This window comes from Streptomyces sp. NBC_00005 (genome assembly GCF_045160215.1).
In the GTDB taxonomy this organism is placed as follows: domain Bacteria; phylum Actinomycetota; class Actinomycetes; order Streptomycetales; family Streptomycetaceae; genus Streptomyces.
This window is the reverse complement of the sequence record NZ_CP108316.1, coordinates 5,411,259-5,432,150: the sequence shown is the minus strand read 5'-3', so window position 1 is coordinate 5,432,150 and position 20,892 is coordinate 5,411,259. Positions and strand designations below refer to the sequence as shown.

The 20,892-nt window shown below is 69.3% G+C and carries 19 protein-coding genes and 1 pseudogene; 12 read left to right on the top strand and 8 right to left on the bottom strand.

The window, feature by feature from the left end; genetic code table 11:
• Positions 1-86: 86 nt before the first annotated feature.
• Positions 87-1,001, top strand: coding sequence for a phosphotransferase enzyme family protein (locus OG303_RS24920; protein WP_405871004.1), 915 nt, complete (start codon positions 87-89; stop codon positions 999-1,001).
• Between the two features lie 3 nt (positions 1,002-1,004).
• Here OG303_RS24920 and OG303_RS24915 read toward each other — a convergent pair whose 3' ends face one another.
• Positions 1,005-2,381 (bottom strand): sporulation protein, encoded by a 1,377-nt coding sequence (locus OG303_RS24915; RefSeq protein WP_405871002.1) that lies wholly within the window; start codon positions 2,379-2,381, stop codon positions 1,005-1,007.
• Positions 2,382-2,588: 207 nt separating this feature from the next.
• On the opposite strand from OG303_RS24915, the gene OG303_RS24910 reads away from it, so the two are divergent.
• On the top strand, positions 2,589-3,143 hold the full coding sequence (locus tag OG303_RS24910) for an ATP-binding protein (protein WP_405871001.1): 555 nt from the start codon (positions 2,589-2,591) through the stop codon (positions 3,141-3,143).
• Positions 3,144-3,462: 319 nt separating this feature from the next.
• Positions 3,463-3,759 carry a hypothetical protein gene (locus OG303_RS24905; protein ID WP_405870999.1) on the top strand — a complete coding sequence of 99 codons (297 nt, stop codon included), beginning with the start codon at positions 3,463-3,465 and terminating at the stop codon, positions 3,757-3,759.
• Positions 3,760-4,166: 407 nt separating this feature from the next.
• Here the strand turns inward: OG303_RS24905 and OG303_RS24900 are convergent, their stop codons facing one another.
• Positions 4,167-4,946, bottom strand: coding sequence for a GntR family transcriptional regulator (locus tag OG303_RS24900; protein ID WP_405870997.1), 780 nt, complete (start codon positions 4,944-4,946; stop codon positions 4,167-4,169).
• A 165-nt stretch (positions 4,947-5,111) separates the two neighbouring features.
• On the opposite strand from OG303_RS24900, the gene OG303_RS24895 reads away from it, so the two are divergent.
• From OG303_RS24895 to OG303_RS24880, 4 genes are all read left to right on the top strand, one after another.
• Positions 5,112-5,459, top strand: coding sequence for a hypothetical protein (locus OG303_RS24895; RefSeq protein ID WP_405870996.1), 348 nt, complete (start codon positions 5,112-5,114; stop codon positions 5,457-5,459).
• The gene (locus OG303_RS24890) at positions 5,459-6,760 is read left to right on the top strand and encodes an FtsK/SpoIIIE domain-containing protein (protein WP_405870995.1); all 1,302 of its coding nucleotides are present in this window, start codon (positions 5,459-5,461) and stop codon (positions 6,758-6,760) included. The genes OG303_RS24895 and OG303_RS24890 overlap by 1 nt, the downstream gene beginning before the upstream one ends.
• Positions 6,757-6,954 carry a hypothetical protein gene (locus OG303_RS24885; protein WP_020130201.1) on the top strand — a complete coding sequence of 66 codons (198 nt, stop codon included), beginning with the start codon at positions 6,757-6,759 and terminating at the stop codon, positions 6,952-6,954. Before OG303_RS24890 ends, OG303_RS24885 begins: the two co-directional genes overlap by 4 nt.
• Before the next feature lie 333 nt (positions 6,955-7,287).
• Positions 7,288-8,622 (top strand): replication initiator, encoded by a 1,335-nt coding sequence (locus tag OG303_RS24880; protein ID WP_405877466.1) that lies wholly within the window; start codon positions 7,288-7,290, stop codon positions 8,620-8,622.
• A gap of 147 nt (positions 8,623-8,769) precedes the next feature.
• Here OG303_RS24880 and OG303_RS24875 read toward each other — a convergent pair whose 3' ends face one another.
• Entirely contained in the window at positions 8,770-10,449 is a 1,680-nt protein-coding gene (locus tag OG303_RS24875) for a recombinase family protein (protein ID WP_405870994.1), read from the bottom strand.
• 21 nt (positions 10,450-10,470) lie between these two features.
• On the opposite strand from OG303_RS24875, the pseudogene OG303_RS24870 reads away from it, so the two are divergent.
• Positions 10,471-11,166: pseudogene (locus OG303_RS24870) on the top strand (potassium channel family protein); the annotation flags it as partial.
• Positions 11,167-11,193: 27 nt separating this feature from the next.
• Here OG303_RS24870 and OG303_RS24865 read toward each other — a convergent pair.
• Both OG303_RS24865 and OG303_RS24860 read right to left on the bottom strand, forming a co-directional pair.
• Positions 11,194-12,042 carry an ABC transporter permease gene (locus OG303_RS24865; protein ID WP_405870992.1) on the bottom strand — a complete coding sequence of 283 codons (849 nt, stop codon included), beginning with the start codon at positions 12,040-12,042 and terminating at the stop codon, positions 11,194-11,196.
• Positions 12,039-13,037 (bottom strand): ATP-binding cassette domain-containing protein, encoded by a 999-nt coding sequence (locus OG303_RS24860; RefSeq protein WP_405870990.1) that lies wholly within the window; start codon positions 13,035-13,037, stop codon positions 12,039-12,041. The genes OG303_RS24865 and OG303_RS24860 overlap by 4 nt, the downstream gene beginning before the upstream one ends.
• A gap of 139 nt (positions 13,038-13,176) precedes the next feature.
• On the opposite strand from OG303_RS24860, the gene OG303_RS24855 reads away from it, so the two are divergent.
• The gene (locus tag OG303_RS24855; RefSeq protein ID WP_405870988.1) at positions 13,177-14,157 is read left to right on the top strand and encodes an NAD(P)H-quinone oxidoreductase; all 981 of its coding nucleotides are present in this window, start codon (positions 13,177-13,179) and stop codon (positions 14,155-14,157) included.
• A gap of 30 nt (positions 14,158-14,187) precedes the next feature.
• On the opposite strand, the gene OG303_RS24850 is transcribed toward OG303_RS24855, so the two are convergent.
• A complete protein-coding gene (locus tag OG303_RS24850; protein WP_405870986.1) occupies positions 14,188-14,883 on the bottom strand; it encodes a hypothetical protein in 696 nt (231 codons plus the stop codon).
• Positions 14,884-14,961: 78 nt separating this feature from the next.
• On the opposite strand from OG303_RS24850, the gene OG303_RS24845 reads away from it, so the two are divergent.
• Together OG303_RS24845 and OG303_RS24840 are read left to right on the top strand one after the other, a co-directional pair.
• On the top strand, positions 14,962-15,510 hold the full coding sequence (locus tag OG303_RS24845; RefSeq protein WP_405870984.1) for a PadR family transcriptional regulator: 549 nt from the start codon (positions 14,962-14,964) through the stop codon (positions 15,508-15,510).
• Positions 15,511-15,576: 66 nt separating this feature from the next.
• On the top strand, positions 15,577-16,116 hold the full coding sequence (locus OG303_RS24840; protein ID WP_405870983.1) for a bacterial proteasome activator family protein: 540 nt from the start codon (positions 15,577-15,579) through the stop codon (positions 16,114-16,116).
• Between the two features lie 81 nt (positions 16,117-16,197).
• Here OG303_RS24840 and OG303_RS24835 read toward each other — a convergent pair whose 3' ends face one another.
• Positions 16,198-17,811: a protein kinase domain-containing protein gene (locus OG303_RS24835; RefSeq protein WP_405870982.1), complete on the bottom strand. Its 1,614-nt coding sequence runs from the start codon at positions 17,809-17,811 to the stop codon at positions 16,198-16,200.
• Positions 17,812-18,145: 334 nt separating this feature from the next.
• Between OG303_RS24835 and OG303_RS24830 the strand changes: the two genes are divergently transcribed.
• The gene (locus tag OG303_RS24830) at positions 18,146-19,756 is read left to right on the top strand and encodes a protein kinase domain-containing protein (protein ID WP_405870981.1); all 1,611 of its coding nucleotides are present in this window, start codon (positions 18,146-18,148) and stop codon (positions 19,754-19,756) included.
• 115 nt (positions 19,757-19,871) lie between these two features.
• Here OG303_RS24830 and OG303_RS24825 read toward each other — a convergent pair whose 3' ends face one another.
• Positions 19,872-20,873, bottom strand: a complete 1,002-nt coding sequence (locus OG303_RS24825; protein WP_405877464.1) for a phosphotransferase — start codon at positions 20,871-20,873, stop codon at positions 19,872-19,874.
• Positions 20,874-20,892: the final 19 nt, after the last annotated feature.

The following is a 20,892-nucleotide window of genomic DNA, read 5'->3' as shown; positions in this document are numbered from 1 at the left end:
TCGTGGTCGTGTCCGGCGTGCGTCGGGTTGGTCACCCGTGGGCGTGCGCTGGTTGATCGCGCGCGACTAGGGGAGCTGGTACGGGCATGGCGGTTGACGCTGCTCGCACGGAAGAGGGGTTCACGTCGGCGAGGGCTACGCGGGTGATGGCTGCCGCGTGCCGGGCCGCGGGGCTCGATGGCAGAGGCGCGAAGTTGATTCGCCTTGGAGAGAACGCGTTGTTCCGGCTGGCCTCGGCGCCGGTGATCGTGCGTGTGGCCCGGGGGGAAGAGTGGCTGCCCACCGCACGTACCGAAGTGGCCGTGTCGCTGTGGCTGGCGGAGGAGGGATTCCCTGCCGCCCGAATCATCGAAGATCTTGAGCAGCCTTTCCTGATCGAGGGGCACCCGGTGACGTTCTGGCATCTGATCGTGGAGGGTGATCGCAAGGCGACGTACGGGGAGCTGGGTGGCGTCCTGCAGGATCTGCACTCTCTGACCGTTCCGGATGGTCTGGAACTCCCGTCGTTCGACCCATTCGACAAGCAAGAGCTGCGGATGGAACGGGCCGTGATCCCGGACGATGACAAGGTCTTCTTGCGGAAGCGGTGGCGTGAACTGCACGACAAGTACGCCGAGTTGAAGTTCGAGACACCCAAGGGGCCGGTGCATGGGGATGCCCACGTGCAGAACCTCATGGTCGACGATCAGGGGCGAGTGATCCTGATCGACTTCGAGGCCTTCTGCTACGACCACCCTGAGTGGGATCTCATGGTCACGTCCGTGGAGCACCACAGCCTTGGCTGGCAGACAGACGAGCAGTACGCCGACTTCGTGGCCGCATACGGGCGTGACCTGTACGACTGGCACGGGTACGAGACGCTGCGGGGCATCCAAGAGTTCGGCATGACGACGTGGCTCATGCAGAACGTGCAGGAGGATGAGCAGACCGCGGCTGAGTATCGCCGGCGCATCGCTGGTCTGCGGAACGACGATGCGCCTCGGAACTGGCGGCCCTGGTAGCTGCTACTCGTCGTCCTCGTCGAGGCGGGTAAGCGCGTCGTGCACCTTCTCGTTGAAGGCGACCACGGTGGGGTTCGCTACGTGCACGCTGACCTCGTTCTGGAAGTCGGTCACGTAGCGCTGGAAGCGGTTGGACTGGAGGGAGTCGCCGCCGTCGACTGCGAGGCTCGCGGTGGTGACGGCGGCTTCCAACTCGCCGTTGAGTAGCTGGCTTTGGGCGAGGACCATGCGGCAGAAGCCAAGGGTTCGGGCGTATTTCGGGTCGGTGCTGTCCACGGCGCGCTGGGCCTGGTCGACGGCTTCCCGGCGCATCTTGAGATCGCGGAAGCAGTGGCAGAGTTCGCCCATGAGCTCTGCTGAGTCGAAGTAGCTGATCCATGTCGGGTCTTCGGTGTTCTCGGCACGCTCGAAGTGGCGTTCGGCCTCGTTCATGGCGCGCCCTGCCGCGATGGGGTCGCCTGCGTTAGAGAGGGAGCGGGCCTCCATCGCCGAGCTCAACGCCATGACACGCGGGGTTGCTCGGCCCTTGGCGCCCTCGACGGCGGCGCGGGCTAGCTGGACGGCCTGGGCGTGGTTACCAAGGTAGTTGGCCTGGTGGCTGAGATTGCCGAGGATGCGGGCGCCGAACATGCGGTCGTCGATGACCTGCGACAGGCGCAGCGTGGAGGTCAGGTAGCGATGGGCGAGCCGGTGGTTGCCGACGTCGTATGCGGTCCACGCGAGCAACTGGGAGATCTCGGCGGCGGCGCCGAATAACGCGGTGCCTACCTTCTCGCTGTAGCTCGCGTCCAGTAAGGGCAAGACGTCCTCGCGGAAGTAGTGGCGAAGTGCCTTGTGGCCATGGCCTCCGCCGTACTTGAAGTCGAGCTGCATGAACAAGCCTGCGGCTTCCCTGATCGCGCGAACGTCGCGCATGCCGACTCGTCGGTGAGCAGGTCTGTCGGCCTGGATGCCGTCGGGACGCGCGATCATCCATGACAGGACGGCGGAGCTGAGCTCGGTGTCCGCGACGATCAGTTGGTCCGAAACGCTGGCGTCGGCGTGCTCGTGGGTGAGGCCGTCAAGCACGGACAGGACGTCGGGAACAGTGCTCGCATAGCCGACCGGCTCGGGAGCCGTTGACTTGGTGTGGTCGAAGAAGCCGAGATCGCCCGGTGTGATGCGGCGCCCGAGTTTGGCCGAGAGAACGTCCGCCATGAGTGCCGCTGCCTCCGGCCTGATGCCGAAGCCGTCTCGCCATCGCCCAACGGCGATGTGCGTTGTCCGCAGGTCAATACCGCGCTCGGCGCCCTCGTCCTTCATGCGCTTCGCAAGGCCCTTATTCGAGACTTTCGCTTCGTCCATGACGGCGATCAACTGCGCGTTTGGCTCTCGGCTCATGCTCCCCTGCCAACCCGAGAATGACAGCGAGTGTTCATCGTGTCACAGCAGTATCGCGTTGGGGGGTTCATTGGTGAACCCCCTTTGCATTTGCCGGTGTTCACGTGAACCCCCTGGTGAACACTCCCGGCTGAGCTTCCCGCGCCGTTCACTGGTCTGCACAGATCGACGGGCTACCGGGCCCGTCAGTGTTCGGGAGGGAACGCGGTGGAAGCACAGCAGAGCAAACACGCAGCGAACGCCCCGATAGCGTGCGCTACGCGTCGCTCGATCTACGACCCGGCGAACGGGCACTTCCGTTCACTGGCGGTCTACGCAGAATCGCCGGACTGTGCCAAAGCCGCGCGGGACATGGTCAGTTCCTACCTCCAGACCTGGGGATTGCCACACGCGGTCGATGCTGCACAGCTTGTCGTGTCGGAACTGGTCGGCAACGTCGTGCACCACGCGGTGCCTGACAACTGCCTGGCGCAGCCGGGTGCCGGTCGACGCATCGACGTGTCCTTGATGACGTGGCCCGAGGTGCTGGTCCTCGGTGTCTCGGATGAGGACTCGACACCGCCTGACCTTCCGCCGGGCGACTTCGTCTCTCCCGAGCTGGCGGGCGACTTCGTCGAAGCGTTGCTGCCGGACCGGGGACGCGGATTGCTCATCGCTCAGCGGTTGGCGGAGTCGGTGTGGTGGTCGCCCGGCACCAGAGGCGGCAAGACCGTGTGGTGTCGCTTCGATCTTGATCAATTGAGGGCCGATTACTTGGCCTGACAGATGCCGGGGCGCCGCCCTGCTCTGCTCCCTCGCGATCGGGAGCGGGCGGCGGCCCGGTCACTGGCCGGAGTCTGACCACTCCGGCCAAGGGGCGCGGCCTCTCGTACGACCGGGGGCTCCCCTCCCGGAGAGGCCGCGCTTCACAACCTGATACCGAGACCGGGCCACCCCATCAGCCCTGGAAAGCGAAGGGTGGCCCGGCTGGGAACACGGCGGTTCCCGGTGCCTGATGGTACCGGGGCCGTCGTGCTGCATTTCCGCCCTGGTGCAAGGAAGTTGACGATCCATTACCTAGATCAGGGCAGAGGTGGGCAAGATGACCGGCTTCGGTGACGACTGGCTGAGCGACGGTCTCGACACGACCGGCGCGGAGTCCAGTCTCTGGGTGTCCGGTGTCGACTACATCGCGGGGTGGCGGGGGGCGCGTGAGGCTGCCGACCGGTTGAACCGAGCGTTCCTTGGCGTGGGCCTTGAGCCGTCCGCCGTACGTGCTGTCGCTTCGACGAACGAGCACGGTCGCGGTGTCGTCCGTCTGGCGGGGTGGCCCGATGATGTGGACCGGCTTTCTCAGCTCCTGGAGGCGCTCGCGGGCGGCGACGGCGGTGCACGATGAGTCACCTTCTTGCTGGTGAGTGGTGCGCGTGGGCACGTCGCCGGCCGCAGAGACTTTGGGCTGGAGCTGCCATGGGGCGAGTGAACAGGGGGCCTTACGCTCGCCAGCGGATCGGGCAGTCCTTGGAGCTGCCCGCAATAGCTCGATCGGCCCCCTGTTCTTCGAGGCTCGCCCCATGGTGGCTGCCTAAAGTCTCGGAGGCCGTCGACCCCCAGCCCACCACGCCCCGGCCTGCGGCGGCCGGTCGACGCTCTGATTCCTCCGGCGTGCTGCGGTGCGGGGCGCTGGCCGACCGGACGGGATCGGCGGCCACGCCGCACGCCCGGCCGGGGCGGCCGGGCGCCCCGGCGCGCCGCAGGCGCGCCCTTGAGGAAGTGAAGGCTGTTTCGACCGATTGCTGTTGGCGATCATGCCGGGCGGCGTCGCGCGGGCTGCCTGTCGGCGGTGATCTGATAGGCGAGTTCGGCACGGTCAGCGCCGACGCGAAGCTCTTCGAGGAACAACGGGCGGTCGTCGGCACCGTGCGCGACGCGGGCCACGTGCAGGATCGGCGTGGCATCCGGGAGTCGGAGCGCGGTCCGCTCGTCAGGCGGCGGCATGTGTGCGCGGACCGTCTCGGTCCAGGACAGCTTGTGTCCGGCCTGGGTGAGTACCCAGTAGATCGCTGCCGGAGGCTTGCACGGCTCCTTGCCGAGCAGAGTGACAGCCTCGGCGACCTCGAACGGGATCAACGTGCGGTGCATGGCCCGTGTCCCGGTGCTCGGGTCGATGAGCAGACGGTCGCAACCGAACAGGGCTTCTTCCTCGCCGAGTTGGAGGAGTCGTCCGGTGCCCTTCGTGGTGTGGGTGCGGTAGGTGCTCGGCTCCTCGGCTTCGTCCCAGACATCGCCGTTGGGCATCACGAACTTGCCCTCGGTGGTGCGGCTGATGCGACGCTCGATGGTGAGGACGGGCTGTCCGCTAGAGCGCACGAAGCTGCCCTTGCCGTGCCGGACGTCGATCAGACCTTCCGCGCGCAGTGCCGCGATCGCGTTGCGGACCGTGGGGCGGGAGACGCCGTAGCGGGCCATGAGCTGGGCTTCGGACGGCAACAGGGAGTCGGGCGCGAACTCGCCCGACAGGATCGCTTCGCGGATGGCGGCGGCCACCTGCTGGTAGAGGGCTCCGGGGCGCTGGATCTCCGACATGGCGACTTCTCCGGGTTGAGGTCGTAGTCACGTCGCACGCGCGACATCACTCGTCAGCATAAGTAGTTGCGCTCTCGCCGTACAGAGCCTCATAGTCATAACTCGTAAGGACAAGTGACGTCAGCATGTGAGTTGGCGTCCCGACTGGCCAAGGAGGCCACAGAAATGCAGGCCATTCCCGTGGACACGGCGCGGCTCGGCGTACTGCGGTGCGCCATCGCGCCCGAAGCAAAGCTCAGCAACCCCGACACGCAGGAGGTGAAGAGGGACCGGGAGGGCAACCCGGTCTGGACCGTGGCGGTCACAGTGCGGCAGGACAGGCGCCGTATCTCCGTCATCGAGATCGCCGTCAGCGGTCAGCCGAAGGGCATCGAGGAAGGCCAGATCCTCCGCGTCACCGGACTGACCGCGTTCGCCTGGGCCATGGGCGACCGGCACGGAATCAGCTTCCGTGCCGACGCCATCACGCCCGTGCACTCAACTGCCGCGCACGCCAAGGGCGGTGACGCGTGATGGGGCCGATCCTGCTCGCCTTCGCGCTCGCCGTACTGGCGTGGCTGCTGGTTGTCGGTGACCTGGTGCGCCGCCACCATCCGGCCTGGCACTGGTACGTCACCGGCTACCCGGTCACCGCGTGCCGGGTGCTCGCGACCTGGCGCAAGGTCGCCATGCTCAACGACCTCGCCGTCTCCCGCCGGCCCCCGCGTGGGCTGCTCGGGGACCTGGTGGTCAAGGGTGATCCGCTGCGGCCTGTAGCGCCCCGGGCCTCGTTCCCGCGCGCCACTCGCCTGGGCCTGACGGTGACCGTGCGGCTGCACGCGGGCCAGACCCCGGCGACCTACCTGAAGGCGGCCGACGCGCTCGTGCACGCGTGGAAAGTCCACGCGGTGCGGGTCACCTCGCCGGAACGCGGCCTGGTGCTGCTCACCGCGACGGCCACCGATCCGCTTCAGCGGCCCGGCTTAGCCACCGCACCCGCCGAACTGCTGTCCGCGCTCATCGGCGCCCTGGAGACCGGCGGCGCCTGGGTCATGAACCTTCGCCTGGTGCCGCACTGGCTCATCGCCGGGGCCACTCGATCCGGCAAGTCCACCCTGCTGGCCCGCCTGATCACTCAGTTCGCGTCGCAGCCCGTCGCCCTGGTCGGCATCGACTGCAAGGGCGGCATGGAACTCGGCCTGTTCGCCGGGCGGTTGAGCGCGCTGGCGACCTGCCGACGCGAGGCGGTCGCGATCCTGTTCGCGCTCGTCGTCGACATGCAGGACCGAATGAGTGCGTGCCGGGCGGCGGGAGTCCGCTCGATCTGGGAGCTGCCCGACAAGCTGCGCCCGATACCGGTCGTGGTGATCGTCGACGAGATCGCCGAGCTGTACCTGTCCGACGGGACTCGGGAGGGCAAGGCGGAAGCGGAGCAATGCTCCACCCTGCTGCTGCGGCTGGCGCAGCTGGGGGCCGCACTCGGCCTGCACCTGGTCGTCGCCGGACAGCGGGTCGGCTCTGACCTAGGGCCCGGCGTCACCGCACTGCGGGCCCAGCTCGGCGGCCGGATCTGCCACCGCGTCAACGACCCCGGCACGGCCGAAATGACCTTGGGTGACCTGAACAAGGACGCAGTGGCCGTCGCTCAGGCGATCACAGCCACGGAACAAGGCGTGGCCGTGTGCACCGGCCCGGATGGCGGCTGGAGTCGAGCCCGCTCCCACCTGACCCCGACGGATGAGGCCGTGGCGACGGCTCGAAGGTACTCCGCCATGACCCCCGGTCTGCCCGCCCTGGACCGTGCCCTTGCGGCGCTGGAAGGAGACGTCAAGTGATCAGCGAAGGTACGGCGTTCACGTTCGCGGTGATCTTCGGGATCATCACCGTCCTCCTCGTCCGCTCCCGCGACGTGCGCGCCTGGGAAGCGGTCTGCGTCGGCCTCTTCGGCGTCTACCTCGGCCAGACCCCCGTCGTATTCACCATCCACGGACTCGTGACCTGGTTCATCAGCGGCTTCTCCCACACCTGAGCAGAAAGGAACGCGCGCCATGCCCATGCCCCGCGTGAGGTGCCCCCACTGCAAGGGCGACGGAGCCCGCAGGACTTGGACCGGACGGCTGCGCCGCTGCCGCGTCTGCCGAGGTACCGGAACCATCCGCTGATCCCACGAACGACCAACCGAGAAGGACGTGATCCCCATGACCGACTGCGCGCCACCCACCAGCACTCGTGCCGCTGCGGCGGCCCACCCCGGAAGGTCACCACCATCACCCCGGAGTTCACCCCGGCTGACAGGCGCGCCGTCCTCAACCGCACGGCGCGCCTGCTTCAGCTCCCCGAAGTAGACCGCGACGCCATCCGCATCGTGCAAGACCCCAACTTCCCCCGCTGGCTGGAGCAGATCGCCGGTACCGGCGGCTGCGCCAACCCCGTTCACCTGTCCGGCTCGACCAGCACCCTCGACGCCGTAACCGGCGAGATCCTCCACCACTACGACACCCGCACCGAACCGAACGAACGCCTCCTCGTCCGCTGCCGGAACCGGCGCGCGACGGTCTGCGCCCCGTGTTCTCGCCTCCACGCGGGCGACACCTTCCACCTGGTCCGTGCGGGCCTGCTCGGCGGCAAGAACGTCCCCGCCACGGTCCGCAACCGGCCCCGGCTGTTCGTCACCCTCACGGCTCCGTCCTTCGGGCCGGTCCACCGTGCCGGGGAGTTGTGCCGCCCCCGCCGCGACGGCGGTAGGTGCGAACATGGTTGCCCCCTCAGCTGCGGCACCGTCCACACCCCGGACGCTTCGGTCGTCGGCCAACCCCTCTGCCCCGACTGCTACGACTACATGGGCCACGTGCTGTGGCACGCGCACGCGTCCAAGCTGTGGGACCGGTTCGTCATCGACGTCCGGCGGCGCCTGGCCTCCTCGGTCGGCCTCGTACAGTCCCGCTTCGCCCAGCACGCCCGTCTGTCCTTCGCCCGGGTCGCCGAATACCAGAAGCGGGCGGCCGTTCACGTGCATGCCGTGGTCCGCCTCGACGGCCCGGCCGGACCCGAAGACGAACCCCCGTCCTGGGGTACTGCGGACCGGCTCATCGACGCCGTACACGCCTCGGCCCGGCGGGTCGTGGTCAACACGCCCTACAGCCTGGCCGTGGGTGAGCTGGCGTTGCGCTGGGGTTCCCAAGTCGACGCCCGTCCGCTGCGCGCCGACAGCGACGGACCGGACGATGACGCCGTGGCCGCGTACGTGGCCAAGTACGTCACCAAGGGAGCCAGTGAGACTGGCGCCGGCATCGATCACAGGGCCACGACCTGGGACGACATCGACGCGGCACCCGTGAGCGAACACGTCCGCACCCTCATGCGCGTGTGCTGGCGCCTTGGTGGTCTGCCCGAGTACGAGCCGCTTCACCTCCGCACCTGGGCGCACACGCTCGGGTACCGGGGGCACATCTTGACCAAGTCCCGCGCCTACTCGACGACGTACGCGGCACTGCGCGCCGAACGCGCCCACCACATGGGACACGGCGGAGTGCAGGACGAGGTCCCCGGCACGGTCACCGATCGGCACTGGCGCTACGTCGGCTCCGGCCACACTCCCGGCGCGGCACTCATCGCGGCCGGAATCGCGGAAGACGTGGCACGCAATCGAGAGGCCGTCGTCGACGAGTGGGTCAGTCATGGACGGAGGTCTGCTTGAGGCTTCCCCTGGAAGGAGATGAGGACTGGGCCTGGGCCAGAGAGCAAGCACGCAAGGCGCCTGCTTGGTCGGACGGCGACTGGCGACGGGTGAACGCCATCCTCGGCCTGCCCGTCGCCCCCCGTCCCGCTCATCCTGACTGGGAGGTCACTCGGAACCAGCCTCCGGTTCCGTCTCCGTCCGCTCCCCCTTCGGCCTCCACACCGGAGTCAGACGATCGCGGACCGGCCTCCCGCGTCCGACTGCGCGTGCGACGAGCACGGCAATCAACGAATCCTCGACGTAGGCGCGCTGCTCGCTGAGCATCAGGTCGCCCCAGGTCTCGGCAAGATCGACGGGCTTCCCCTGATCCGAGTGCCTGTTGCGCAAGATCCGGTTCCGCTGTGTCGTGAGCCGACGCTTCTCGGCTTCGAGTTCCGAGAGCTGCGTGAAATACGTCTCCGCGGTGATGATCCGCGCCTTGCGGGCCTGCTTGAGTTCATCGAGGTCCTCGCGGACCCGGTTGAGGTCCTCTTCCCCCTCCCATGTCGTGGGCGCCGGATTTGCCTTCCGCTTGGCCGCTTCCTCCTGGTGCTTCGCGATCACCATCATCGAGACCGCCTTGTCGGCCTCCGGGCCGCCGATCTTCGTGCCGCCGCACCCTGACGGCACGCTGCCGCTGCTCGGGCACGTGTAGTAGAAGTAGCCCTCTGGCTTGTTGCGGCTCTTCTCCGCCTTGACCACCCGAAGGGGTGCACCGCATCCGTTCCGGTCGCAGCGGAGGGTGCCGCGCAACAGGTACTTGCGCGTGTTGTGCCCTTGGCCCGGTTCCGGGTTCGAGCCGAGCAGCTCCCGTAGCGCTTCCCACTCCTCAACGGAGATCACGGGTTCCCACTGCCCGGTCACGGGTTTGCCCTCATCGTCCAAGACGATCTCAACCCGCTTGTTCTCCGTTCCCGTCACGGGGTCGATGTCGCTGAGCTGACGCGAGCGATACCCGCACAAGCGGGGGTTCCGCATGACGGCCTTGAGCCCCGGGTGCGACCATTCGCGCCCCGTCGCCGTGGTCACTCCGGCCTCGTTCAGCTTCCTGATGACGGCGGAGATCGGCTTTCCCGCGAGCAGCCAATGAACGCTCTGGCGTAGCCACTTGGACTCGTACGGGTCCAGGGTGCGTTTGTCCTCCTTCCAACCAAACGGCCTAGTCCCGCCCGTGGGAATCCCTGCCTGTTGCAGTGCGCGGTGCTTGCGCGCGACTCGCCGAGCCGTGTCGGCGGACTGCTTGTTGTTGGTCGCCGTCACGATGCGTGCGACCGTACGGCCGTTGTCGGTGAGTAGGTCGAGGGTCCCTGTGATGTCGATGATCGGACGCTTGAAGTTCTCGACGACCTCGATGGCGTCTTCGAGGTGCCGGTTATCGCGGGTGAGGCGGTCGATGTCGTAGACGATCAGGCCGTCAAGGCGCTCGCCATTCGGTGCCACACCTCGCTTGAGATCCTCCAACGCGCCCTCAAAGACAGGGCGGATGACGCGGTACCCGATCTCACCGTTGGGCAGACGGACGCGCTTACGCTTCCACGCGCTGGTGTCCGGTTCCTCGTACGTGTAGACGTACCGGCCCCCGCGTGACTCGACGAAGGACCGGCTGTCCTTCTCTTGCTCGTCGCGGCTCCTGATGTCCCGCCCGGTCATGGGCCGGAACGCGGGTTTGGCGTCCGTGGTGCCGGTAGCGTCGTCACCATTGGTGCCGGGACCCTCGTCGACCTCGAAGGACAGCCGGACCAGGCCGGCCCAGTTCTGTCCCTCTAAGTCGCCCCAACGGGCGCGCTGCACAAGGTCGTTGTCCATACTCTTAGGGTACTTTCGGGAAACCGCTGGAGGTCCACCTTGCGCGACCACACCGTCGTCGTCGGCTTCGGGACGAAGGGGCGCTCGGCGATCCAGACCGTGTGTGCGACGGGGCTGAAGAAGGAACAGGTCGTCGTGGTCGACCCCGCCGCCAAGGTGATCGACGCCGCGACGGCCGACGGCTACGTCGGAGTGATGGGGGACGCGACGCGCAGCGACGTGCTCAGGCGGGCCGAGGTGCACCGGGCCCGGCAGATCATCATCGCCACCCAGCGCGACGACACGGCCGTGCTCGTCACCCTGACGGCCCGGCAGCTCAACCGCGCCGCGAAGATCGTGGCCGCGGTGCGCGAGGAGGAGAACGCGCCGCTGCTCCAGCAGTCCGGCGCCGACGCGGTCATCACCAGCGCCAGCGCGGCCGGCCGCCTGCTCGGCCTGTCCGTGCTGAGCCCGGCGGCCGGCATGGTGATGGAGGACCTCATTCAGCAGGGCAGCGGGCTCGACATGGTCGAACGCCCGGTCATAAAGGCCGAGGTGGGCAAGCGCCCGCGCGAGACGGAGGACCTGGTGGTGAGCGTCGTACGCGGGCACCGGGTGCTCGGATACGACGATCCGGCCCTCGGGACACTGCAGTTGACGGACCGGCTGATCACGATCGTGCGGGCGACGCCGGGCGCACATATCGCACCCGACGTCCGGCCCCTCCGACAGGACTGAGCCCCGGGAACCCGGCAGGACCGAGTCCTACTTGCGGTTGTAGAGGCGCATCGTGACCGGCCCGAAGACCAGCACGAACAGGCCCGCCCAGCCCAGCGACCAGGCGACCTCGTCCGCCGGCCAGTCACCGGCCATCAGCCCGCGCACCGCCGAGGACAGATGGGTGATCGGGCTGTTGTTGACGAAGGCCTGCAGCCAGCCAGGCATGGTGCTCGGGTCGACGAAGACGTTGGACAGGAAGGTCAACGGGAAGATCACCATCATGCTGACGCCCATCACCGACTTCTCGGTGCGCAGCAGCAGCCCGAACATCGTCCAGATCCACGAGAACGCGAACGAGAACACGACCAGCAGCGCGATCCCGGCGAGCACCCCGCCGACCCCGCCGTCCGGGCGGTAGCCGAGGATCATGCCGACGGTGAGCATCACGACGGACGCGATCGTGTAGCGCAGGGCGTCGCCGAGCAGATAGCCGACCATCACCGACGGCCGCCAGATGGGCAGCGTACGGAACCGGTCGAAGACGCCCTTCTCGATGTCGGTGTTCACCGAAACACCGGTGTACATCGTGATCATCACGACCGACATCACGAGGATGCCCGGCAGCAGGAACTGGATGTACTCCGTCGGCGACCCGGCCAGGGCGCCCCCGAACAGGTACGTGTACATCAGCACCATCATGATCGGGAACGCGGTCACGTCGAAGAGCTGCTCCGGCACGTGCTTGATCTTCAGGATCGCCCGCCAGCCGAAGGTCAGCGAGGCCGACAGGGCACTCGGTCGCGGCGGCCGCTCCCCGGCGACGAGCAGCGCGGCGAGCGACTCGGCGCTGACCGGGGCGAGGTCCTTGGTATCGGTGGTGGTCGCGGTGCTCATGCGGCTGCCTCGCTCGTCTCGTGGTCCTTGGTGTCGTGTCCGGTGAGGGCGAGGAACACCTCGTCCAGGCTGGGCTGCCCCAGCGAGAAGTTGTCGACGACGACCCCGGCGCGGGCCAGTTCGCCCAGCGCCCGGGCGGCCTGCTCGGCGGCGATGCCACTGGTCGCCGTACCGACGCGGGCCGTGAGGGCGACCGGGTCGGGCTCCAGCTGGACCTGCGCGTCCAGGGTCCGACGCAGCACCTCGGCCGCCTCGGGCCGCTGCCCCGCGTCCCGCAGTCGCAGATGTACGGAACCGGCGCCGACGGACGCCTTCAGCTCGCCCTTGGTGCCCTCGGCGATGACCCTGCCGTGGTCGATGACGGCGATCCGGGACGCCAGCTGGTCGGCCTCGTCCAGGTACTGCGTGGTCAGCAGCACCGTCGTGCCCTGGGCGACGACCGCGCGCACGATGTCCCAGACCTGGTTGCGGCTGCGCGGGTCGAGCCCGGTGGTCGGCTCGTCGAGGAACAGCAGGTCGGGGGTGTTGAGGATGGACGCGGCGATGTCGATACGGCGCCGCATGCCGCCCGAGTAGTGCTTGACCTGCTTTCCGGCGGCCTCCGTCAGCCCGAAGGCCTCCAGGAGCTGCCCGGAACGCACCCGCGCGGCCCTCTTGTCGTGGCCGAGGAGGCGGCCCAGCAGGATCAGGTTCTCGGTGCCGGTGAGGTCCTCGTCGACGGAGGCGTACTGGCCGGTGAGGCTGACGCGGCTGCGGACCTCGTCGGCCTCGCGCACGATGTCGTGGCCGAAGACATGGGCCTGGCCGCCGTCCGGACGCAACAGTGTGGCCAGCATCTTCACGGTGGTCGTCTTGCCGGCGCCGTTCGGGCCGAGGAGGCCGTAGACCGTGCCGGCCGGAACGGCGAGGTCCACCCCGTCCACGGCCCGGGTCTCGCCGAACGTCTTCATCAGGCCCGCGGTCTCGATCGCCAGGCCGGACGTGTGCTGGGTCATGGTGGGGTGTCCTTCCGCGCACATGGGTTACGCATGGGGAGACCTTTACCTTCGCCGGAACTCATCGGTGATCGCATACTTTTTTCGGCGCGGGCCCTCACCCGGTGACCCCGGGACGACGAGGGGTAGCGTCCCCCTCATGCATGCGATCACGATTCCCGAACCTGGTGGGCCCGAGGCGCTGGTGTGGGACGAGGTCCCGGATCCGGTGGCCGGCGAGGGCGAGGTGCTGGTCGAGGTGGTGGCCGGCGCCGTCAACCGCGCCGACATCCTGCAGCGGCAGGGCTTCTACAACCCGCCGCCCGGCGCGTCCCCCTACCCCGGCCTGGAATGCTCCGGCCGGATCATCGAGACCGGCCCCGGTGTCTCCGGCTGGGCCGTCGGCGACGAGGTGTGCGCGCTGCTCGCGGGCGGCGGCTACGCCGAGAAGGTCGCGATCCCGGCCGGCCAGCTGCTGCCCGTCCCCAAGGGCATCGACCTCAAGCAGGCCGCCGCGCTGCCCGAGGTGGTCTGCACGGTCTGGTCGAACGTCTTCATGGTCGCCCATCTGCTCCCCGGCGAGACGCTGCTCGTGCACGGCGGCTCCAGCGGCATCGGCACGATGGCCATCCAGCTGGCCAAGGCCGTCGGCGCCAAGGTCGCCGTCACGGCGGGCACCCCGGAGAAGCTGGACCGCTGCGCCGCACTGGGTGCGGACGTCCTGATCAACTACCGGGAGCAGGACTTCGTCGCCGAGGTCAAGAAGGCCACGGACGGCGCGGGCGCCGACGTCATCCTCGACAACATGGGCGCCAAGTACCTGGACCGCAACGTCCAGACCCTCGCCGTCAACGGCCGCCTCGCGATCATCGGCATGCAGGGCGGCATCAAGGGCGAGCTGAACATCGCCACGCTCCTGACCAAGCGGGCCGCGATCAGCGCGACCTCGCTGCGCGCCCGCCCCCTCGGCGAGAAGGCGGCGATCGTCGCGGCCGTACGCGAGCATGTGTGGCCCCTGCTGGACGGCGGCCACGTCCGCCCGGTCGTCGACCGCGAACTCCCGATGAGCGACGCGGCCGCGGCCCACCGGGTCGTGGAGGAGAGCGGCCATGTGGGCAAGGTGCTGCTGGTCGTGCCCTGAGTCGGCCGGGGCGCCGAGGCCGCCGAGTTCCTAGGTCCGCCGCAGCCGCAGGCCGATGAAGGCGAGTCCCAGACCGAGCCCGATCAGGACCAGTCCGCTGCCCAGCGGCAGGATCCGCAGGACGGGCTCGGTGGGTTGCTCGGCCTGCTGCACCGGGCGCTGCGGGGGTGCGGAGGGCACCAGACCGGCTTCCGCGGGCGGCGACGCGGACGCATCGCCGCCGGCCTCCTCCTCCCCCGCGTCCTCGCCCTCCTGGTACGCCGTGTCCCCGCCCTCGTCGGCCTCGTCGGGGCTCTGGTCCACGGAATCCCCCGTGGACTCGTCCTCCGCCGCGGTCTCCCGCCGCCCGGGCCGCTCCCGCCCCTCGCCCGCCACACTCCCGGCGCGCGACGGCTTGGGGGAGGGGGTGGAGGAGGCGGACGCGGATGCGGTGGCCGTGGGTCCGGCAGCGGGGGTGCGCTCGTCACCGTGGCTGTGGTCGTCACGGGGAGTGCGCCAGGCGTCGTGCGTCGATGCAGCGCCGTGGGTCGATACAGCTCCGGGCGTCGATACGGCGCCGTACGACGAGACGGGCGCGAATCTCGAAACACTCCCGTACGACGAAGCGCTCCCGTACGACGCAACAGCCCCGTACGACGCTCCACCCCCGTAAGGGAACACGAGCACGCCCGCCCCCACCCCCACCACCAGTCCGGCCCCCTGCAAAGCACGCAGCCATGGAGTCACGTCCCAAGCGTCACATCGGCCCGTACTTCCGGCATTCTGGGTTCCGCCAAAAATCCGAACCCGCTGCACAATCCGGGTATGTCGATACGTCACGGACTGCTGGCGCTCCTCGAACACGGCCCCCGCCACGCTTCACGGCTGCGCACCGAGTTCGAGGCGCGGACGGGTGGTACCTGGCCGCTGAACACCGGGCAGGTCCGCACGACCCTCGGCCGGCTGGAGCGGGACGGGATGGTCGTCCAGGACGGCGAGGACGAGGCGGGCCGGGTGCGGTACGCGCTGACCGGGGCCGGCCGGGCCGAGCTGCGGGACTGGTTCGCGCGTCCCGTGGACCGGGCCGGTCCGCCGCCCGACGAGCTGGCGATCAAGCTGGTGCTGGCGGTCGGTGCGCCTGGCGCCGACGTACGGAAGGTCGTCGAGGCGCAGCGCCGGCAGGTGACGGACGCGCTGCACGAGTATGTGCGGCAGCGGGCGCAGGCGCTCGTGCGGGCGCCCGAGCATCCGGACGAGGTGGCGCGGCTGCTGGTCCTGGAGCAGCTCATCTGTCACACGGAGGCCGAGATCCGCTGGCTGGACCACTGCGAGGCCCGGCTGCTGCGGCTGAGGACGGAAACTCCTGGTCCGTAAACGGTGGATCACCCTCCACGGGGGGCACCACGGTGATGAGATGCACGGGTGCGAGAGAATGGCGGCATGGAGATGCCGAGGAACGACAGGTCGCCGGAGAATCCCCAGATCCTGGTCGTGGGCCAGGACGGCATGGCGATTGGCGGCGGCACAGCCGAGGACTCCCGCGAGATCCCGGTGACGGAGCAGGTCGAGCAGCCGGCCAAGGTGATGCGGATCGGCAGCATGATCAAGCAGCTCCTGGAGGAGGTGCGCGCGGCTCCTCTGGACGAGGCGAGCCGGGCCCGGCTCAAGGAGATCCACCGCAGCTCGGTGAAGGAGCTGGAGGACGGGCTGGCGCCGGAGCTGGTCGAGGAACTGGAGCGCCTGTCCCTGCCCTTCCAGGACGAAGGCACCCCCAGCGACTCCGAACTGCGTATCGCGCAGGCCCAGTTGGTGGGCTGGCTTGAGGGTCTCTTCCACGGGATCCAGACCACGCTGTTCGCCCAGCAGATGGCCGCGCGGGCCCAGTTGGAGCAGATGCGCCGGGCGCTTCCGCCGGGTGTCGGCCACGAGATGGGCGAGGACGGCCAGGCGGCCGGCCGCTCGGGCGGACCGTACCTGTAAAACCCGTACACGACAGGGACGTACACGAAAGGGCCCGGCAGCTTCGGCTGCCGGGCCCTTCACACGATGCGCGTCGCCAGGTCAGGACGGCGGGTTGCCCGTCGAGACGCTGAGCTCGATCTCCGGCATGTTCTTCGGGTCGAGGTCCGTGTCGGCGGAGGGGAACTGGTCGATGACCGCGCCCTCGCCGTAGGTGTTCTCGTCGACCTTCTTGATCTTCAGCTCCCAGCCCGCGGCCTGGAGGCACTCCTTGACCGACTGGATGTACTTGAAGCGGAAGTCTGGCAGCTGGATCTTGTCGGGGTCGTTGTACGACTCCTGCGGCTCCTTGCACTCGCTCTGCTCGATCTTCTTCGTCGTGTCCGGCCCGCGGTAGCCCGCCGCCTTCGTCGCCGAAGCGCTCGTGCTGCTGCCGCCGCCCTTGCCCTCGTTGCCTCCGTCGCCGCCGTTGAACATCAGCGCCGCGATCAGGCCGCCGACGGCGACGATCGAGACGACGATCGAGCCGATGATCACCGGCTTGTTGTTCTTTCCGCCGCCCGAGGGGGCCGCGGCGGGCTGCGGCGTGATGTTGTACGGCGGCGGGGTCTGCGGCTGCGCGTACGGGGACGGCGTCTGGTAGCCGCCCTGCTGCGGGTAGCCGTACGCCGGGGAGGGCGTCGGGGTGCCGTACGGGTTCGGGGTCGGCTGGTACGGAGTCTGTACGGGGCCCGCCGGCGCCGGGGTCGACTGGTCGACCGGCGGGAACACCGCGGAGCCGACGCCGGCGCCGCTCGGGGTGTGCGCGCCCGGCACGATGCTCGGCGGGGTGGCATGGAAGGAAGCGGCCACCCGCAGGCACTCGTCGCGCATGGACTCGGAGCTCGGGAAGCGCTCGTTCGGGTTCTTCTTCAGCGCGCGGGCGACCAGCGCGTCCACCGCGGGAGGCAGCGCCCGGTTGATCGAGGAGGGAGCGACCGGCTCCTCCTGCACATGCGCGTACGCGATGGCCAGCGGCGAGTCCGCCTCGAACGGCAGCCGCCCGGTGACCAGTTGGAACAGCATGATGCCGACCGAGTACAGGTCCGACCGGGCGTCCACGCCCCGGCCCAGCGCCTGCTCGGGCGAGAGGTACTGCGGGGTGCCGACGACCATGCCGGTCTGCGTCATCGACGTCACGCCGGACTGCATCGCGCGCGCGATGCCGAAGTCCATCACCTTGACGACGCCGCGCTTGGTCATCATCACGTTGCCCGGCTTGATGTCCCGGTGGACCAGGCCCATCTCGTGGCTGATCTCCAGCGCCGCGAGCACGTCCGCGGTGATCTTCAGCGCCTTGTCGGCGGGCATCGCGCCGAACTGCTGTACGTCCTGGTCGAGTACCGAGCCCAGCGGGCGGCCCTCGATGTACTCCATGACGATGTACGGCGTCGTCATCCCGTCGAGGTTGTCCTCGCCGGTGTCGAAGACCGAGACGATGTTGGTGTGCGTGAGCTTGGCCACGGCCTGGGCCTCGCGGCGGAAGCGCTCGCGGAAGGCCTGTTCCCGCCCCAGGTCGGTGTGGAGCGTTTTGACCGCGACCTGGCGGTCGAGCACGGCGTCGTACGCGAGGTGCACCGAGGCCATGCCGCCTTCGCCGAGCAAGTCGCGCAGTTGATAGCGGCCGCCGGCCAGCGCCCGCCCCGCGTACCGGCCCTGTGCGCCGTCCTGGCTCATGTTCCGCTTCCCCCGTGGGCCTTCAGGCGCCGTTGACTGTCGTTGATCCAAAGTGCTATTCCCGGCCAAGTCTGCCCCAGGGCACTGACACGTCAAGCTCGGTGCCCGATCCGTGACCGTACGCGATAGAAGCGTCGCGGGAGCGTTACAGAGGCTGTACCGGCGGTACACAGAATTTGCACGACAGTATGAGGTGAGGGTTTGATGGCCGGTCCGTCGCATGCCGGTTCCGGCCCCCTTCTCGGACCGGCGGCTTGCGTCGAGGCTGTAGCGTGGCCGACGGAGACCGTAACAACACCGCGCGCACCGCGGGCAGAAACGACGGCGAGGACTGATGGCACAGCAGCAGCGCGCCCAGGGCCCGTCCGACCCCGAGGCGACTGGCGGCGGTATGTCAGATGCGCCGGAAATGTGGGGCAACGGCGGACTGGTCGGGGACGGCCGGTACCGGCTGACCCGCAGACTCGGCCGGGGCGGCATGGCCGAGGTGTTCGCCGCCGAGGACGTGCGCCTCGGGCGCACCGTCGCGGTCAAGCTGCTCCGTGCCGACCTCGCCGAGGACCCGGTCTCCAAGGCCCGCTTCACGCGCGAGGCCCAGTCGGTGGCCGGCCTCAACCACCACGCGATCGTCGCCGTGTACGACTCCGGCGAGGACGCGGCGCCCATGAGCGGCTACGGCGCGGGGGGCGCCCACGCGGTCCCCTACATCGTGATGGAGATCGTCGAGGGACGGACCATCCGGGACCTCCTCATCAACGCCGAGGCGCCCGGCCCCGAGCAGGCCCTGATCATCGTCTCCGGTGTCCTGGAGGCGCTCGCCTATTCGCACCAGCACGGCATCGTGCACCGCGACATCAAGCCGGCGAACGTGATCATCACGCACACCGGCGCGGTCAAGGTGATGGACTTCGGCATCGCGCGTGCCCTGCACGGCGCGCAGTCGACGATGACGCAGACCGGCATGGTCATGGGCACGCCGCAGTACCTCTCCCCGGAGCAGGCGCTGGGCAAGGCCGTCGACCACCGCTCCGACCTGTACGCGACCGGCTGCCTGCTCTACGAACTCCTCGCGCTGCGGCCCCCGTTCACCGGTGAGACCCCGCTGTCGGTGGTCTACCAGCACGTCCAGGACATCCCGACGCCGCCGTCCCAGGTCTCCGACGCCACCCCGCCGGAGCTCGACGGCCTCGTCATGCGCTCGCTGGCCAAGGAGCCGGACGACCGCTTCCAGACCGCCGAGGAGATGCGCGGCCTCGTCCAGTACGGGCTGCAGATGCTCTACGAACAGGGCGGCCACACCGGCACCTGGAACACCGGCCCGGTCACCGTGCACGAGGGCCGGCACACCCCGGCGGCGGGCTTCGCGAGCACGACGGCGATGCCCCACCCCGGCGACTCCTCCGGTACGACGCAGATCCCGCAGCCGATCCTGCCCTCCGGCTACGGGGGCGGCTACGGCGGTGGGGACGACGGCGGCTTCGAGGGGAACGGCAACCGCGGCAGCGGCCGCGGCAAGCTGTGGATCCTCGCCGTGCTCGCGGTGATCGCCATCGCCGCGGGCGTCGCACTGGCCCTGAACAACGGGGGCGGTGGCGGTGGCGGCAAGGGGACCACGCAGTCGCCGACCACCTCGCAGACCACCAAGGACGACACGGCCTCCGAGTCGCCGACCGACGAGTCGACCGACGAGTCGACGGACACGTCCACGGACGACAGCAACTCGAGCTCCGGGTCCGGGGACTACACGCCGTCGTACACGCCCTCGTACACGCCGTCCCAGAGCGCCACGAACCAGCCGTCCAGCGAGCCGTCGGACGATCCGACGACGCAGGAGCCCACCGACGAGCCGACCGCGACGCAGTCCCAGGACACGGGCAGCCCGGACCCGACGGGCGGCGGTGACGACTCCGGCGGCACGGCGGCCGGGGTCGGCGGTCTCGGCTGACCCAGGGGCCGATCACCATCACGCGCGCGTAGGGCCGTAAGAGGCTCCACGCGCGCGTGCTGTTTGTCGGAACCCCTGTACCCCTGGTCCGAAGCCCCTGCGCCCCTGCACCGTGTCACTCGACGAACGCGTCGCACACCGCGTCGTACTCCCGCGTCCACCACACGGCCAGCGCCGAGGCCGCCGGAAACTGGGGATCGGCTCGGGTGTCGCCGCGTTCGTAGTGCCAGCGCAGCATCCAGAAGTCGTTGAGGCGTTCCCACCACACGCGGTGCACCGCCGTCGCGAGCTGGGAGGGCGTGGCACCGGCCGCGCGTCGGTACGCGCGTGCGTACGCCCGTACCTTCGGCAGGTCGAGCGCGCCCACCGGCCGTACGAAGAAGATCGCGGCCGCGCGCACTGCCTCCTCCGCGCGCGGTCCGAGGCCCAGCCGGTCCCAGTCGACGATCGCGGCGGGTGCGTCTCCCCGGTAGAGCAGGTTGAACGGGTGGAAGTCCCCGTGCACCCAGCCCACCGAGCTCCCGCGCGCGGGACGTCTGTCGGCGTGCTGTTCCAGGAGCGCGCGCCGTTCCAGGAGGCGGTGGCGGGCCAGTTCGTCGAAGGAGTCGGCGGGCCGGTGACGGCGTACCTGGCCGAGCAGGTCGTCGATGAGGGTGAACGTGGCGGCGGGGTCGGCGGCCGCGGGATCCGTGCGCGCCCGCGCGTGCGGCGGCATCACGTGCTCCAGGCTCGCGTGTACCACCCCCAGCAGCGCCCCGAGCCGTCCGCACTGCCCGGTGGTGAGCTGCCCGCCGTGCCGGTGGCGGCCGTCGATCCAGGGGTGCAGCGCGTACGCGTGTCCGCCGACGACGGCGACCGTACGTCCGTCCCGGCCCGCCAGCGGCGGTGCCACCGGAACGCCCAGGTCGGCCAGGCGCTGGGTGGCCCGGTGCTGGCGGGCGATCGCGGCCGGATCGGCGGTCTCGGGGTCGAAGTGGTGCTTGAGGAAGTAGCGGCCGCGGGTGGTGCACAGGCGGTAGCCGCGGTTGAGCAGGCCCTGGTCGACGGGCTCGCAGGTGACGGCGGAACCGGCGGAGAACTGGCGCAGCAGGGCGCCCAGTGGGGGCGCGTGAGGCACGTGGGGTGGTACGGAGGAG